Genomic DNA, 12,454 nt, shown 5'->3' with positions numbered 1-12,454 from the left:
GCGGGTGCCACCGCGCCGGCGCCGATCGACCGCGAAGCATGGGGTCCGCGTAAGTGCTGAAGGGCTGACGCTGACCGACCGCGAAGCATGGGGTCCGCGTAAGCGGTGAAGGGCTGACGCTGACCGACCGCGAAGCATGGGGTCCGCGTAAGCGGTGAAGGGCTGACGCTGACCGACCGCGAAGCATGGGGTCCGCGTAAGCGCTGAAGCGCTAACGCGGACCGACAGGAGATTCCACCGGGTGGCTTACGTTTCCAACAACAAAGGTCCGTCTGCTCACGAAGCGGCGCGGATCGCACGTCGCGAGGCACGACAGTGACCAATTCGCAACCAACCACAACGCGTCCGGCGACGATCAGCGATGTCGCGCGCGAAGCTGGCACAGGCAAGACCAGCGTGTCGCGCTACCTGAACGGCGAGACGCACGTGCTGTCCACCGATCTGCGCCAGCGGATCGAAGCAGCCATCGCGCGGCTCAACTACCGGCCGAACCAGATGGCGCGCGGGCTCAAGCGCGGCCGCAACCGGCTGCTCGGCATGCTCGCAGCCGACCTGACCAATCCCTACACCGTCGAAGTGCTGCAGGGCGTCGAAGCCGCCTGCCACGCACTCGGCTACATGCCGCTGATCTGTCACGCGGCGAACGAAATCGAGATGGAGCGCCGCTTCCTGCAGCTGCTCACGACCTACCGCGTCGAAGGGCTGATCGTCAACGCGCTCGGCGCCGATGAGGACGTGCTGCGCCCGCTGCGCGGGGCCGGCATCCCGGCCGTGCTCGTCGACCGGACGGTCGAAGGCTTCGAGGCCGACCTGATCGGCCTCGACAACGCCGACGCGATCGAGACGGCACTCGCGCACCTGGTAGAACACGGTTTCGATGCAATCCATTTCGTCGTGCAGCCGTTCGAGCGCGTCAGCTCGCGGCGCCTGCGCGAGGCCGCATTCCGTGCGGCACTGGCGGCGCGCGGGCTGACGGTGCCGTCGACGGTCGTGCTCGACCTGAACGAGCCCGACGCGGTCACAGCGGCGCTGGCCGACATCGATGCCCGCATCGATGACGCGGCACGGCGCGGCGTGCGCGCGGCGCTGTTCGCCGCGAACGCGCCGGTCGCGCTCGCGATCGCGCGCCATCTGCGCGCGCGTTTCGGCACCGCGTGGCAGCAGAAAGCGGCGCTGCTGTCGATCGACGATCCGGAATGGGCCGAGCTGATCGGCATCACGACGATCCGGCAGCCGACCTACGAAATCGGCTACAAGGCCGTCGAATTCGTGCACGAGCGGATCGACGGCGCGGCGGGCGACGTACGCGTCTCGCTGTTGCCGGGCGAGCTGGTTGCGCGCGCGTCGACCGCAAGCTGAGTATCATTCGGGGCACGCAGCGCGCCAGGTGCGCTGCCCCGAACAAGGAAATACATGACTGTCGCTCCCGTCACGCTGGCGGTACTGATCGCCGCCACGCTGATCATCGCGCTCCTGCCGCTCGTCCTCTACCGTATCCTGCGCAAGCCGCTTGCGCTGAACCGCCGCGACACGATCGTCGGCGTGGCCGTCTTCACGCTGTTTGCGATGATCCTCGAACGCGCGTTCCACGGGCTCGTGCTGAGCCGGACGCCGCCGGACGGCTGGCTCACGCAGCCGCTCGCGTTCGTCGCGTACAGCGCGCTCGTGACCGCCGTGTTCGAGGAAGTCGGCCGCTATCTCGGGATGCGTTTCCTGAACCGCCGTTACGGCGCTTCGGCCGGCGACGGCCGCGGAATCGGCTACGGGATCGGTCACGGTGGCGCCGAAGCGTGGTTCGTCGGCGTACTCGTGTGGGGCCAGTGGTCGTATCTCGCGTGGCTCGCGAGCCGCGGCCAGCTCGAGACCCAGCTCGCCGACCTGCCGGGCGATACCGTCGTGCGGCTGCACGTGATGCTCGCGACGCTGTCGACACAGTCGATCCTGCTGTTGCTGCTCGAACGCTGCGCGGCGTTCGTGCTGCAGCTTGCGCTGTCGGTGCTGGTCTGGCGCGGCGTGCGCGCCGGCCGCGCGGGCGTGTTGCCGCTTGCGATCGTGCTGCATGCGCTGGCGGCCGCGCCGGCGCTGCTGTACCAGGTGCGTGTGCTGCCGGCCGGCTGGGTCGAGGCCGCGTATTTCGTGCTGGCGGCGATCCTGGTCGTCGTGCTGGTGAAGACGTGCCGGCCGAAGCAATCGGCAGCCTGACGGGAGAGATGGGATGGACGACTATCTGATCGAATGCCAGAGCGCGGAATTTGACGCGCTCGCTCGCGTGATTTGCGATCTCTTTCCGGAGCAGACGCGTTTCGCCGAAAGCAGCGATGAGCGCGGGCGGTTCCTGTCCGTGCACTGGCTGGCGATGCGTTTCGGCGCTGTGCCGAAGCGGATGACGCTCGATATCCGCATCGTGCCGACGGCGCTCGCGCGCTATCTGGCGCTCAAGCCGATGCAGCGCGCACGCAGCCATGCGGTGCTGCACGCGTATACGGAAGCGATGCTCGGGTCGCTCGAGGAGCGCCATGCGGCCGGCGAGGCCGTCGAGCGCGACGCGGAACTCGAACTCGACGAAGACTTTGCGTGACCGTTCGCGCCGGCGCAATGCCGGCGCGCCGCATTACGCGCCGCGGTAGACCTGCGCGAAGCGCTGCGCCTGCACGACACCGTAGTCGCCGGGCGCGTATTGCATCACCCAGTCGCCGGCGACGCCGCGCAGCGTGTCGCCGTTTTCCGAGCGGGCGATCGTGAACGGCTCGTCCATGCGGCGGGCGAGCACGACGGCCGGCCGGTTCCGGTAGGCGCCCGGTGCGCCGTGCGCGAGTGCCGGATCGGCGGGCAGGTATTTGGCGTCGAAGCGCGCGCGCGACACGACCCAGCGGTCGCCGGTCGAGCCCGTGATCAGCGCGTCGCCCGCCACATAGCGGTTCGGGCCTTCGAGGCTCATCAGTTCGCCGTCCGCATCCGCGAAGGAAACGGCGACGGTTTCGTCCTTGACGACGCGACGGGCCTGCGGATCGGTACGCAGGTCGATGTGCTTGAGTTCGAGCATGGCGAGGAAGTGCGGGAAAGCTGGAAAAGCCGGGAGCTTATCCCGAATCCGGCGCGCCGTGTGACGCGCCGGTCGCCTGTAGCGGCGCGGCGCCGTTCGGCCCGGACGGGCGGCACGGCGCCGGCGGGGAGGGTATCAGGGCTGCGCGGGCGCGCTGGCGGCCGGCGCGGCTGCCGCCTTGCCTTCCTTGCCCTTCGCCTTGCCCTTGCCGCGGTGCTCGCCACCGTGGTGCAGCCAGCTGCGGAACGTCGTGTCGGCCAGGGCCTTCTGGTCGGCCGGGAAGCTCTCGTAGAGCGGTGCGAAGGCGTCGGCGAGCTTCTTCGCGCCGTCGGCGTTCGCTTGCGACAGTTCCGCGTACTGCTTCATGTCGTCGAGCGCGGAGACGTCGTGCTTGGCCATCCGTTCGCGATAGAGGCGGCCCATCGTGTCGCCGTTGTCGCGCATCGTGTCGGCGAACGTCTTCCACTGCGGTTCCTGCGCCGACGTGATCTTCAGCTGGTCGTGCAGGTACTTGATGCGCTGCTCGACGCGCGCTTCGTGGCGCGCCTCGCGCTGCTCGGCGCTCGGGGCCGAAGCCGCGGCCATCGTGGCCTGAGCGGGCGCTTGCGGCTGCGCCGGGGTTTGCGCGAACGCGCTGGCTGCAACGGCGAGCGTAGCGAGGGTGAGCGAGATTTTCTTCATGGTTGGCTCTCCGGGGTGGTGTCGTGCGAACGGGCGCGGCGGCAACTGCCGCAAGCGCGCATCTCGCGTCGCCCGCTATTAGTAGCACGTTGCGTGCGGCGCAGCAGTGAATGCGACACTTGCTTACATCCGATACGAATCGAAATTGAAAGGTTCGTATCGGCTCCGGGCGATGCCGTTTGGGCGCTCCGGCGTTCGGCGCTATCATCGCGTCACCTTCCACTTCGCCGGCGCGTCGTGCCCCGGCCCAGCCTCATGCGTCCACCCCGCCTCGACCAACTCGACGATCTCGACCGGCAACTCGTCGCGCTGCTGCAGGCCGATGCGCGCGCCAGCGTCGCGGATCTCGCGCGCCAGCTCGACGTCGCGCGCACGACGGTCGTCGCACGCATCGCGCGGCTCGAACGCACCAACGTGATCGCCGGCTACAGCGTCCGGCTCGGGCAGGACGTGCTCGACGCGAGCATTTACGCGTATGTCGGCATCATCCTCACGCCGAAGTTCGGCAAGGACGTGTTGCGCAAGCTCGACCGGATGCCCGAGGTGCAACTGCTGTGCGCGGTGAGCGGCGAGTACGACTACGTCGCATGGCTGCGCGCCGATTCGCCCGAACGTCTCAACGACCTGCTCGACCAGATCGGCACGCTCGAAGGCGTCGAACGCACGACGACGTCGATCATCCTGTCGCGCAAGATCGATCGCGGGACGATCGGCGGCTGACGCTCAAGCGCGGTGTCCGTCGCGCCGCGCGTGTTGCGCCGCCGTATCGGCCCGGCTGTCGGGCAGCGCCGCACCGGGCGGCCGCGCAAGCGGAATCCGCACCGAGATGCGCAAGCCGCCCGATTCCGATTCGTCCGCATAGGCGAGCGTGATGTCGGCGCCCATCCGGTCCGCGACGATCTTCACGATCGACAGGCCGAGCCCGGAGCCGATCTGCGCGTTGCCGGGCACCCGGTAGAACGGATCGAACACGCGCTCGTGTTCGTGCGGCGCGATGCCCGGCCCGGTGTCGGCGATCGTCACGCACGCGTGCGTGTCCGTGCATTGCGTCGACAGGTCCACGCGTCCGCCCGGCGGCGTGTAGCGGATCGCGTTGTCGACCAGGTTCATCACCAGTGACGTGAGTTCGCGCTCGTCGACGGACACGGAGGTATCCGGGCCGTCTTCGATGCCGATGTCGATCGTTTTCGCTTCGGCGAGCGGCATCAGGTCTTCCAGCACGCGGCGATAGACCGCATGGACCGACACGTCGCCGGGCGGCGTAGCCGGCGCGCTTTGCGCCCGCGCGAGCGCGAGCAGTTGCCCGACCAGGTGGCGGCTGCGGTCGAGCCCGCCGCGCAGTGCGGCGAGCCGCGCGCGCGCATCGTCCGGCAGGTCGGACTCGGCCAGGCGCTCGGCCTGCAGCGACATCGCCGTGAGCGGCGAGCGCAATTCGTGCGCGGCGTCGGCGACGAAGCGGCGCTGCGCGGCGACCGATTGCGCGACACGCGCCAGCATCCGGTTGATCGCGACGACGAACGGCCGTACCTCGACCGGCACGCGATCGACCGGCACCGCGCGCAGGTCGTGCTCGTCGCGCGCATCGATACCGGCGGACAGCGCGGCCACTGGGCGGAACAGCTTGCGCACGAGATCGGCGACGAGCAGCAACAGGATCGGTACGAGGATCAGCAGCGGCAACGCGGTGCGCCACGCGCTTTCGCGCGCGACATCGTCGCGCATGCCGGTTTCCTGCGCGACCGCGATGCGCTCGCCGTTCGCGAACGTCCGGACCATCACGCGATACGTGCTGCCGCCGGCGTCGACCGTATGCAGCCCGTCGGCGAGCGTCGGCGCCAGCGCGAGCCGCGGCGCGCCGTCACTGCCCGGCTGCGGTGCGCCGCCGAGCGGCTGCACGATCACGCGCGACAGTTCGTCGCTCTCACGTGCGGGCCCGGCGCCGGCGGCATGGAGCGACGGTGTCCGCTGGCGATCGAGCAGCGTCGCGACCTCGCGCAGCACGTCGTCCTGCAATTCGTGCGCTTCGTCGAATGCCGATGAAAAGGCGAACGCGGCCGCGGCCATCGCGACGGCCAGGATCGCGGCCGACAGCGCGACCGACAGGCGGAACCCGATCGATTCGTTCAGACGTTTCTTGAAACCATCCATCCCGCACCCCTGACGTTCTTGATCACGGTGCTGCCGAGCTTGCGGCGCAGCGAATGGATCAGGAATTCGACCGCGTTGCTTTCGACTTCCTCGCCCCAGCCGTACAGGCGATCTTCGAGCTCGCGCCGCGACAGGATCGCGCCCGGGCGCACCAGCAGCGCGCGCAGCAGCGAGAACTCGCGATTCGACAGCGGCACCGGCGCCTGCCCGTCGACGGCGGCCTCGCGCGTCGCCGGGTCGAGCGACACGATTCCGTTGCTCAGCAGCGGCGCGGCCGAACCGGCCCGGCGCCGGATCGCGACGCGAATCCGCGCGAGCAGTTCGGCCATCTCGAACGGCTTCACGATGTAGTCGTCGGCGCCGCCGTCGAGGCCGCGCAAGCGATCGTCCAGCCCGTCGCGTGCGGTGACGATCAGCAGCGGCGTACTGGCATCTTTCGCGCGGATGGCGGCCAGCACGTCGAGCCCGTCGCGGCCGGGCAGGCCGAGGTCGAGCAGGACCAGGTCGTAGGGCTGCGCGGCGAACGCGGTCAACGCGCGCACGCCGTCGGTGACCCAGTCGGTGGCGTACGACGCATCCTTCAGCGCGGCATGGACGGCCTCGCCGATCATCGGGTCGTCTTCGACGAGCAGTATTCGCATGCGTGTTCTCCGTGCCGCGCAAACGCCGCCAGCGTATGCGATTCCCGCGCGTGCGTCACGTGCCGTGCGCTTGCCGCGATCCTCACGTGCCGCTGAACCGGTCGAGGGCCGCGAGCAGGCTCTTCATCGCGGCGGCCGAATCGGCCTGCGTCGGATGGTCGGCGCGCAGCGCGGAGAGCGCCCGGTCGATCTCCTGGTCGACCATGTGCCAGTCGGCGGCCGCGCGCGGCTTGAGGCCGGCTTCGGCTGCGTCCCACGCGATCTCGAGATCCTTGATGCGCGTTTTTGCGCCGGGCAGGTCGCCCTTGGCGACGAGCGTGTTCACGTCGACGGCGATCGTGCGGAACTGCGACAGGTCGCCGAGCTTCGATGCGTGGGCCGCCGCGGGCGATGTTGCAGCCGAGGCGGGCAACGGGGTCGATGCGTTCGCATCCTGCTGCTTCGAGCAGCCGGCGGCGGCGCTCAACAGCGCAATGGTGGCCGCGGCAACGGCGAGACGGGTAACGGGATGGGGGATGCGCATGGCGTGTCCTCGATTCGGTGAACGGAAAGAACGGAAAGAACGGAAAGCAAAGGGCGTCATTCGGCGGTACCGGCACGCGTGCGCGGGCCGCTGCCGAACTGCGCGACGGCGACGAGCAGCACGATCACGGTCAGGAACAGCAGGCTCGTCCATGCGGCGCCGAAGCCGAGCCCGCCATAGGTGCGCGCCTGCGTGAGCAGGTCGCCGAGCGATGCGCCGAACGGGCGCGTCAGGATGTACGCGATCCAGAACGCCAGCACTGCATTGGCGCCGAGCCGCCACATCACGAACACGGCCGCGATCAACCCGCCGAAGATGAGCGCGCCGAGCGTGAAGCCGAGCCCGAGCGCCTCGGTCGCGAGATCGCCGGCTGCGGTGCCGAGCGCGAACGTGCAGAGGATCGCGGCCCAGTAGAACAGTTCGCGCCGCGGCGTGACGATCGTGTCGATCGACAGCGTGCCTTCGACGCGATGCCACACGAAGAAGATCGTGGCGAGCGCGACGGCAAACGCGGCGGTACTCGCATACAGGCTGACGTTCAGGCCGTCGGTGAGCAGGTCGGTGATCTGCGTGCCGACGATGCTGACCAGCACCACCGTGAGCCAGTAGATCCACGGCACGTAGCGGCGCGTACGCAACTGCAGCCACAGCGCGATCGCGAGCAGCGACGCCATCGCGACGCGCGTGACGGTCTGGCCGAGCCCCGCGTTGACCGCGAGAAAGTCCGCGCCGGTTTCGCCGACCGTGGTCGACATGATCTTGATGATCCAGAACGACAGCGCGACGTCGGGCACCTTGTTCAGCCAGTGCGGCGTGCGATGGGCGGGCAGGGATTGCATGCGATGCCTCCTTGGCAATCGGGTGGTCGGCATGCAGTCTGAATCGCGAGACTTAGGCCAGCCATAGCGGGCCGGCAGCGGGTGAAAAACGCTCGTTTCGACGTTTCGACGAAATGTGTCGTCGTAACGTCGAAATTATCGGTCGTTTCGCATCATTCTTCGTCTTGGAACTGATTTTGCGCGTCCCTAAACTGTGTTCATGGCTCAACGCCGTCCACAACACCAAACCCATCATCAGGAGATAAGCGCATGAAAATCGCCATCGTCGGCGCAGGTCTGATCGGCCACACCATTGCTCACATGCTGCGTGAAACGGGCGACTACGAAGTCGTCGCGTTCGACCGCGATGCGGATGCGCTCGCGAAGCTCTCGCGCGAAGGCATCGCGACGCAACGGGTCGATTCGGCCGACGCCAACGCGATTCGCGAAGCAGTGAAGGGCTTCGATGCGCTCGTCAACGCGCTGCCTTACTACCTCGCGGTCAACGTCGCCGCCGCCGCGAAGGCTGCCGGCGTCCACTACTTCGACCTGACCGAAGACGTGCGCGCGACCCACGCGATCCGCGAGCTGGCCGACGGCTCGGACCGTGCGTTCATGCCGCAGTGCGGCCTCGCACCGGGCTTCATCGGTCTCGCCGCGCATGAACTGGTGAACGGCTTCAGCGAAGTGCGCGACGTGAAGATGCGCGTAGGCGCCTTGCCCGAGTATCCGACCAACGCGCTGAAGTACAACCTGACCTGGAGCGTCGACGGCCTGATCAACGAATACTGCCAGCCGTGCGAAGCGATCCGCGACGGCCGCAAGCAGTGGGTGCAGCCGCTCGAAGGCCTCGAGCACTTCTCGCTCGACGGTACCGAATACGAAGCGTTCAATACGTCGGGCGGCCTCGGCACGCTGTGCGAGACGCTGTCGGGCAAGGTCGAGACGCTCGACTACAAGTCGGTGCGCTACCCGGGCCACCGCGACCTCGTCCAGTTCCTGCTCGAAGACCTGCGCCTGTCGACCGACCGCGACACGCTGAAGTCGATCATGCGCCGCGCGGTGCCGTCGACGAAGCAGGACGTCGTGCTCGTGTTCATCACGGTGACGGGCGTGAAGGATGGCCAGCTGGTGCAGGACGTGTTCACGCGCAAGATTTTCGCGAAGGACGTGTGCGGGATGCACATGAGCGCGATCCAGATCACGACGGCCGGCGCGATGTGCGCGGTGCTGGATCTGTTCCGCGAGAAGAAGCTGCCGCAAAGCGGTTTCATCCCGCAGGAAAAGGTCTCGCTGAAGGCGTTCCTGTCGAACCGCTTCGGCAAGCTGTACGAAGGCGGCACGATGGAGCGCGTGCACGCGGTGGCCTGAGCGTCCGCCAGCCTCTGGCACGAGGGCCGTACGACGCCGGGAGCGCAGCAGCGCTTCCGGCGTTGTTTTTTGCGGGGAGCGAAAAAGGTGCGGCGCTCAGGCCGGCAGCGGCGGGACGATCGTTGCCGCAGGCGGAGGCGGCGCGATGCGGTACAGCAGCGTATCGACGTCGGTGTCGGACGGCGCGGTGTTGTCGAACATCACGATGCCGTCGCATTCGTGGCCGGTCGGCACGAATCGGCGCTGCCGGTATTCGTCCCAGTGCGTGAGCTTGTACGCGTCGTTCGGGTTGCCGCGCGCGACGATCCGCTGGTGCGCGACGTCTTCCGACGTATGGACCCAGACGACCGTCAGCGTGACGTCGGGTGCGATGCCGAGCCATGCGCGGTCGAGAATGCGGCGATCGCGCACTTCGCGCGACAGCGGGCCGACGACGAGCGCACCGATGCCCAGCGCGAGATTTTCACGGGCCGTGTCGAGCAGGCCGTGGTATTCGGGATCGCGCAGGTGCTTCAGGTAGAGCGGGCTGTCGCGGTCGTTCGGATCCTCGGTGAGCGCGCCCATCGCGGCCGAGCTGTAGCGGCCGTACAGCGTGTCCTTGTCGAGCAGGCAGAACGCCTCGCCGGTCGCGCGCATCAGCGGCCCGATGAGCCGCTTCGCGAGCGTGGTCTTGCCGGTGCCGGCGTGACCGCAGAAGAACACCAGGTGTGTCACGAAACCTTGCCCCCCGGCCGCGGGCTCGACGCACCGTTGCGCTTGTCGCCGCGCGAGAACACTTCCGCTTCCAGCCACATCGCGTTGATGATGCCGAAGCCGAGCGCCACGCCGATGCCGAGTATCCACGAGAAATACCACATGGGTCTGTCTCCTTGACGGTTGGGCCGCACGGCCGTGCGGCGTGTGTGCCGCAGTGTTCCGGTGCGCGTGCTGCGGCGCACGCAGCCCGATCATGACCAATATCGCCGTGCCGCGCAAGCCGGGCTGCCCGCGCAGCAAACCGGTAAACTGATGCGCAAACCGCAACATCACGGACACCATGCTGATCAACTGTGCTGCATACCAGGACGGCCGCAAGCTGGCCGACATCGATATCGACGCCATCAGCGACTACGTGTCGAAGCCCGAATGCTTCGTGTGGGTCGCGCTGAAGGATCCGACACCCGAGGAAATCGACCTGATGGGCGAGGAGTTCGGGCTGCACGAGCTGGCACTCGAGGATGCCCGCAAGGGGCATCAGCGGCCGAAGATCGAGGAGTATGGCGATTCGCTGTTCGCAGTGCTGCATACGGTCGAGCTCGACGATGACGACGAATTCAAGATGGGCGAGTTGAACGTGTTCGTCGGCCCGAACTACGTGCTGTCGATCCGCAACCATACCGAGCAGGATTTCCGCGACGTGCGCAAGCGCTGCGAGCGCGAGCCGCACCTGTTGCAGGAAGGTTCGGCGTTCGTGTTCTACGCGCTGATGGACCAGGTCGTCGACCGCTATTTCCCGATCCTCGAAACGCTCGGCACCGAGCTCGAGGAACTCGAGGATCGCATCTTCGCGAAGGCCACGCCCGCGTCGTCGCGCGCGATCATCGAGGATCTCTATTCGCTGAAGCGCCGCCTCGTGATGCTGTACCAGCACACGGCGCCGCTGATCGAACCGCTCGCGAAACTCACCGGCGGGCGCGTTCCGCAGGTCTGCAGCGGGATGGCGGCGTACTTTCGCGACGTGTACGACCATCTGCAGCGGATCGTGAAGACGATCGAAGGGCGCCGCGAGATGGTCGTGACGGCGATCCAGGTCAACCTCGGGATGATTTCGCTGGCCGAGAGCGAAGTGACGAAGCGGCTCGGGTCGTTCGCCGCGCTGTTCGCGATACCGACGATGATCGCCGGCATCTACGGGATGAACTTCGCGAATATGCCGGAACTGCACCTGAAATACGGTTTCTACGGCTGCATCGCCTCGATGGTCGTCGCCGACTTCGCGCTGTGGTGGCGATTCAAGCGGGCAGGGTGGTTGTAGTCCTGCGTCGCACCTATCGCGGCGCGTGCTTGCCGATCACGACGCGCCACGGACGCACGCGCCACGATTTCACGAGGCCGTTCTGCACATACGGATCGGCGCGCGCGAACGACTCGGCCGCCTCCGGCGAATCACCTTCGAATACGAGCACGGCCTGGTCGGCCGGGTCCGACAGCGCGCCGGCGAGCACGAGTTCGCCGCGCTCGGTCGCGGCCTGTGCAAGCGCGAGGTGCTGGGCGCGGTACGGTTCGCGACGGGACAGGTAATCGTCGACGAGTTCGTAGATCAACTGGTAATGCATGCGTTGCTCCGGGAAGGGTTGGCGGCCGCGGCCGTCGTGCCGGCGCGGCTTTCGGTCAGTCTGTTGCGGGCAGTATAGGACAGCCGGGTGGCCAGCGCGCTGCAGCAAGAAGCGTGTTCTCGCCTTCTAAATTGCAACTAACGGTCAAGACATCTTGCGCCCTCGAATCCTGACCGCGCTCGTGCTTTTGATCCACGCGCCTGTTCATCTCGTTCTGCAAGGCCGGGAGGCGAGATCCGCATCGATGATGCGGTCACGTCTGCAGGGCAGGGCCCGGGGGACGTGCCGCACGCGCGGCGCGTCGGCCCCGGCGGCGCGCGCCTAAGCCTTGTATCCGATCGTGCGCAGCAGATCCTTGCGCCAACGCACGTCGTCGTCGTTCTCGACGCCGAGCGGCGGAAAGCCGTCGACGACGCCGACGATCCCGCGCCCCTGCGCGGTTTCCCCGACGATCACGTCGGTCGGGTTTGCGGTCGCGCAGTAGATCCGGCAGACCTCCGGCACGGCCTTGATCGCATTGAGCACGTTGACCGGATAGAAGCCGTCGCCGAGGAACACGATGAACGCGTGACCGGCGCCGATCGCAAGGGCGTTGCGGCACGCGAGTTCGACGAGTTCGGCATCGGTGCCGGAACGGCGCACGAGCCGCTTGCCCGATGCCTCACAGAACGCGAGCCCGAAACGGATGCCGGGCACGGTGCCGACCAGCGTCTCGTGGATGTCCTCGACGGACTTGATGAAATGCGACTGGCCGAGGATGAAATTCACGGCCTCGGGCTTGTCAATGGCAACGGATTGCAATTGCAGCATGGCGGACCTCGTCTGGCGATGCGGCGCGTGCCGCAATGGGCTCTCCAAGCTTAGTACGCGGCGGCCGGCGTCGAAAGCCGCGGGCGCGTCCTATCCTTCGTTGT

The 12,454-nt window shown here is 67.5% G+C and carries 16 protein-coding genes; 6 read left to right on the top strand and 10 right to left on the bottom strand.

Annotated features, from left to right (window positions below; translation table 11 throughout):
* Positions 1-315 precede the first annotated feature (315 nt).
* The 3 genes from ACPTTF_RS09350 to ACPTTF_RS09340 are packed head-to-tail and all read left to right on the top strand — an operon-like array spanning position 316 to position 2,578.
* Positions 316-1,359: a LacI family DNA-binding transcriptional regulator gene (locus tag ACPTTF_RS09350; RefSeq protein WP_423371003.1), complete on the top strand. Its 1,044-nt coding sequence runs from the start codon at positions 316-318 to the stop codon at positions 1,357-1,359.
* A 54-nt stretch (positions 1,360-1,413) separates the two neighbouring features.
* Complete coding sequence (locus ACPTTF_RS09345; RefSeq protein WP_423371002.1) at positions 1,414-2,202, top strand: YhfC family intramembrane metalloprotease; 789 nt, start codon at positions 1,414-1,416, stop codon at positions 2,200-2,202.
* Positions 2,203-2,215: 13 nt separating this feature from the next.
* Positions 2,216-2,578, top strand: a complete 363-nt coding sequence (locus ACPTTF_RS09340; RefSeq protein ID WP_423371001.1) for a DUF3022 domain-containing protein — start codon at positions 2,216-2,218, stop codon at positions 2,576-2,578.
* 33 nt (positions 2,579-2,611) lie between these two features.
* Here ACPTTF_RS09340 and ACPTTF_RS09335 read toward each other — a convergent pair whose 3' ends face one another.
* Positions 2,612-3,043, bottom strand: coding sequence for a PGDYG domain-containing protein (locus ACPTTF_RS09335; protein ID WP_423371000.1), 432 nt, complete (start codon positions 3,041-3,043; stop codon positions 2,612-2,614).
* A 135-nt stretch (positions 3,044-3,178) separates the two neighbouring features.
* On the bottom strand, positions 3,179-3,724 hold the full coding sequence (locus ACPTTF_RS09330) for a Spy/CpxP family protein refolding chaperone (RefSeq protein WP_423370999.1): 546 nt from the start codon (positions 3,722-3,724) through the stop codon (positions 3,179-3,181).
* 255 nt (positions 3,725-3,979) lie between these two features.
* Here ACPTTF_RS09330 and ACPTTF_RS09325 point away from each other — a divergent pair, with 255 nt between their 5' ends.
* Positions 3,980-4,444 carry an Lrp/AsnC family transcriptional regulator gene (locus ACPTTF_RS09325; protein ID WP_006481526.1) on the top strand — a complete coding sequence of 155 codons (465 nt, stop codon included), beginning with the start codon at positions 3,980-3,982 and terminating at the stop codon, positions 4,442-4,444.
* A gap of 3 nt (positions 4,445-4,447) precedes the next feature.
* On the opposite strand, the gene ACPTTF_RS09320 is transcribed toward ACPTTF_RS09325, so the two are convergent.
* From ACPTTF_RS09320 to ACPTTF_RS09305, 4 genes are all read right to left on the bottom strand, one after another.
* Positions 4,448-5,872, bottom strand: a complete 1,425-nt coding sequence (locus tag ACPTTF_RS09320; RefSeq protein WP_423370998.1) for a sensor histidine kinase — start codon at positions 5,870-5,872, stop codon at positions 4,448-4,450.
* On the bottom strand, positions 5,848-6,513 hold the full coding sequence (locus ACPTTF_RS09315) for a response regulator transcription factor (RefSeq protein WP_166964554.1): 666 nt from the start codon (positions 6,511-6,513) through the stop codon (positions 5,848-5,850). The genes ACPTTF_RS09320 and ACPTTF_RS09315 overlap by 25 nt, the downstream gene beginning before the upstream one ends.
* An 82-nt stretch (positions 6,514-6,595) precedes the next feature.
* Complete coding sequence (locus ACPTTF_RS09310; RefSeq protein ID WP_423370997.1) at positions 6,596-7,036, bottom strand: hypothetical protein; 441 nt, start codon at positions 7,034-7,036, stop codon at positions 6,596-6,598.
* A 56-nt stretch (positions 7,037-7,092) separates the two neighbouring features.
* Positions 7,093-7,875 carry a hypothetical protein gene (locus tag ACPTTF_RS09305; protein ID WP_166964550.1) on the bottom strand — a complete coding sequence of 261 codons (783 nt, stop codon included), beginning with the start codon at positions 7,873-7,875 and terminating at the stop codon, positions 7,093-7,095.
* Positions 7,876-8,124: 249 nt separating this feature from the next.
* Here ACPTTF_RS09305 and ACPTTF_RS09300 point away from each other — a divergent pair, with 249 nt between their 5' ends.
* Positions 8,125-9,225 (top strand): saccharopine dehydrogenase family protein, encoded by a 1,101-nt coding sequence (locus tag ACPTTF_RS09300; RefSeq protein ID WP_085039114.1) that lies wholly within the window; start codon positions 8,125-8,127, stop codon positions 9,223-9,225.
* 96 nt (positions 9,226-9,321) lie between these two features.
* Here the strand turns inward: ACPTTF_RS09300 and ACPTTF_RS09295 are convergent, their stop codons facing one another.
* A complete protein-coding gene (locus ACPTTF_RS09295) occupies positions 9,322-9,939 on the bottom strand; it encodes an AAA family ATPase (protein WP_166964548.1) in 618 nt (205 codons plus the stop codon).
* Positions 9,936-10,082, bottom strand: coding sequence for a cytochrome bd-I oxidase subunit CydX (gene cydX / locus ACPTTF_RS09290; protein WP_166964546.1), 147 nt, complete (start codon positions 10,080-10,082; stop codon positions 9,936-9,938). The genes ACPTTF_RS09295 and cydX overlap by 4 nt, the downstream gene beginning before the upstream one ends.
* A gap of 179 nt (positions 10,083-10,261) precedes the next feature.
* Between cydX and corA the strand changes: the two genes are divergently transcribed.
* Positions 10,262-11,239, top strand: a complete 978-nt coding sequence (corA, locus tag ACPTTF_RS09285; protein WP_166964545.1) for a magnesium/cobalt transporter CorA — start codon at positions 10,262-10,264, stop codon at positions 11,237-11,239.
* A gap of 13 nt (positions 11,240-11,252) precedes the next feature.
* Here the strand turns inward: corA and ACPTTF_RS09280 are convergent, their stop codons facing one another.
* Together ACPTTF_RS09280 and ACPTTF_RS09275 are read right to left on the bottom strand one after the other, a co-directional pair.
* On the bottom strand, positions 11,253-11,540 hold the full coding sequence (locus ACPTTF_RS09280) for a YciI-like protein (protein WP_166964543.1): 288 nt from the start codon (positions 11,538-11,540) through the stop codon (positions 11,253-11,255).
* A gap of 321 nt (positions 11,541-11,861) precedes the next feature.
* The gene (locus ACPTTF_RS09275; protein ID WP_208102223.1) at positions 11,862-12,350 is read right to left on the bottom strand and encodes an adenosine-specific kinase; all 489 of its coding nucleotides are present in this window, start codon (positions 12,348-12,350) and stop codon (positions 11,862-11,864) included.
* Between the last annotated feature and the right edge of the window lie 104 nt (positions 12,351-12,454).

Source organism: Burkholderia crassaminum (assembly GCF_964265005.1).
Classification (GTDB): Bacteria; Pseudomonadota; Gammaproteobacteria; order Burkholderiales; family Burkholderiaceae; genus Burkholderia.
This window is presented reverse-complemented; position numbering and strand designations above follow the sequence as displayed.

Coding starts and splice junctions, on each gene's coding strand:
- ACPTTF_RS09345 (WP_423371002.1), top strand. CDS start 1,414: ATGACTGTCGCTCCCGTCACGCTGGCGGTACTGATCGCCGCCACGCTG.
- ACPTTF_RS09330 (WP_423370999.1), bottom strand. CDS start 3,724: ATGAAGAAAATCTCGCTCACCCTCGCTACGCTCGCCGTTGCAGCCAGC.
- cydX (WP_166964546.1), bottom strand. CDS start 10,082: ATGTGGTATTTCTCGTGGATACTCGGCATCGGCGTGGCGCTCGGCTTC.
- ACPTTF_RS09300 (WP_085039114.1), top strand. CDS start 8,125: ATGAAAATCGCCATCGTCGGCGCAGGTCTGATCGGCCACACCATTGCT.
- ACPTTF_RS09280 (WP_166964543.1), bottom strand. CDS start 11,540: ATGCATTACCAGTTGATCTACGAACTCGTCGACGATTACCTGTCCCGT.
- ACPTTF_RS09325 (WP_006481526.1), top strand. CDS start 3,980: ATGCGTCCACCCCGCCTCGACCAACTCGACGATCTCGACCGGCAACTC.
- ACPTTF_RS09315 (WP_166964554.1), bottom strand. CDS start 6,513: ATGCGAATACTGCTCGTCGAAGACGACCCGATGATCGGCGAGGCCGTC.
- corA (WP_166964545.1), top strand. CDS start 10,262: ATGCTGATCAACTGTGCTGCATACCAGGACGGCCGCAAGCTGGCCGAC.
- ACPTTF_RS09320 (WP_423370998.1), bottom strand. CDS start 5,872: ATGGATGGTTTCAAGAAACGTCTGAACGAATCGATCGGGTTCCGCCTG.
- ACPTTF_RS09335 (WP_423371000.1), bottom strand. CDS start 3,043: ATGCTCGAACTCAAGCACATCGACCTGCGTACCGATCCGCAGGCCCGT.
- ACPTTF_RS09305 (WP_166964550.1), bottom strand. CDS start 7,875: ATGCAATCCCTGCCCGCCCATCGCACGCCGCACTGGCTGAACAAGGTG.
- ACPTTF_RS09310 (WP_423370997.1), bottom strand. CDS start 7,036: ATGCGCATCCCCCATCCCGTTACCCGTCTCGCCGTTGCCGCGGCCACC.
- ACPTTF_RS09275 (WP_208102223.1), bottom strand. CDS start 12,350: ATGCTGCAATTGCAATCCGTTGCCATTGACAAGCCCGAGGCCGTGAAT.
- ACPTTF_RS09340 (WP_423371001.1), top strand. CDS start 2,216: ATGGACGACTATCTGATCGAATGCCAGAGCGCGGAATTTGACGCGCTC.